This window comes from Paraburkholderia sp. RL17-373-BIF-A, assembly GCF_046030175.1.
GTDB lineage: Bacteria > Pseudomonadota > Gammaproteobacteria > Burkholderiales > Burkholderiaceae > Paraburkholderia.
This window is the reverse complement of sequence record NZ_JARESO010000248.1, coordinates 1-1547: the sequence shown is the minus strand read 5'-3', so window position 1 is coordinate 1547 and position 1547 is coordinate 1. Positions and strand designations below refer to the sequence as shown.

Annotated in this window: 1 protein-coding gene; it reads left to right on the top strand. The window is 58.8% G+C overall.

The genetic code is table 11. The annotated features are described in order from the left end of the window. Positions 1–90 precede the first annotated feature (90 nt). Complete coding sequence (locus tag P0D80_RS50070) at positions 91–1107, top strand: IS110 family RNA-guided transposase (RefSeq protein ID WP_408296155.1); 1017 nt, start codon at positions 91–93, stop codon at positions 1105–1107. Positions 1108–1547 lie beyond the last annotated feature (440 nt).

Sequence of the window (1547 nt, the reverse complement as noted above, 5' to 3'; positions counted from 1 at the left end):
ATAATCATATAGTCGGCCTCGCGCCGTTCCGGTAGGACGGCTGGCGTAGAGTCAAGGTTGCGACACCGACGTGACGCACAGGAGGCCGGCATGAAAAAGTTTAGCGGAATCGACCTGCACTCGAACAACAGTGTGGTCGTGGTCAGCGATGAGGTGGACCACATCGTCTACCAGCGGCGGTTGCCCAACGACGCGTTGCAGATCCGCGCCGCACTGGCGCCGCATCGCGAAGAACTGGAAGGTGTGGTCATCGAGGCGACGTACAACTGGTACTGGTTGGTCGATGCACTGTTTGCGGATGGATACCATGTTCATCTCGCCAACCCGGCAGCGATCAGGCAGTACGAGGGGCTGAAATTCAGTGGTGACTTCACCGATGCGGCCCATCTCGCACAATTACTGCGTCTGGGGCTGCTGCCCGAAGGCTACATCTACCCCGCGGACGGACGGCAGGTACGCGACCTTGCACGCAAACGGATGCAGCTCGTGCAGTGCCGCACCACCCAGATTCTCGCGATCGGCAACCTGTTCGCGCGGCATACTGGTTCTCAGATGCACGGGCCGCAGGTCAAGCGCCTCGATGGCGCGCAGGTGAGCCGATTCGGTTTTGCGCCCGACGTAACGCTCGCGATCCGGGCCAACCTGGCGGTCCTGCAAACGCTTCAGCAGCAGATCGAGATCGTCGAAAAGCGACTCATGCAGCAGGTGAAACTGAATCCGGATTACGCGCTGCTGAACACGGTGCCCGGCATTGGTCCGGTGCTGGCGACCACTATCATGCTGGAAACTGGCACCATCTCGCGATTTGCCACCGTTGGCCACTTCAGTTCTTACTGTCGCTGCGTGGACAGCAGGCGCGAAAGCAACAGCAGGAAGAAAGGCGAAGGCAACACGAAGAACGGGAACCGCTATCTGGCATGGGCGTTTGTCGAAGCGGCCAACTTCGCGATCCGTACGTGTCCGCAAGCCAGGCGCTTTTACGAACGCAAGAAGCGAATGCGCAACGGCATCGTTGCGATCAAGGCACTAGCGCACAAGCTGGCTCGCGCCTGCTATCACATGCTTCGGGAGCACAAACCATTTGAGACAGTTCGCTGTTTTGGCTAGCAGGTGATGCAAGGGGAACGAACCCGGTAACTTGACTGGTGCACAGCCATGGCTTTGATTGGGTCTTCCCTTTGCTTCACCTCACCGACTGTCTGCAAGCAATCGGGTCGCCCGGGCGGGGAGCCACGTTTGACTGGCGTTGCACACGCAACAGCCACGGCTTTGACCAACCCCTTGGACCTCGTCCGGCACCAACGTTTCTCCGGGGCGGCCATGGCCGCCAGGGCACACGTGACTTACCTCACGGCATGCTTGATCCAGATGGGTGTCTGGTGCGATCCGTTTCGCAACCAGCTTTGAGAAACCGGATGCGATATTGATCCTGCAGACAGGAGACGCACCACAAGCGTCCTTGCGATTGCCATGTCGATGAAAAACATATCGACATGGCAATCGCAAGGGGGAAGAGATTTGTACCTTGACTCCGGCCGACTAATGGG

Excerpts from the sequence above, each read along its gene's own strand:
- P0D80_RS50070 (WP_408296155.1), top strand. The coding sequence starts at position 91 with ATGAAAAAGTTTAGCGGAATCGACCTGCACTCGAACAACAGTGTGGTC.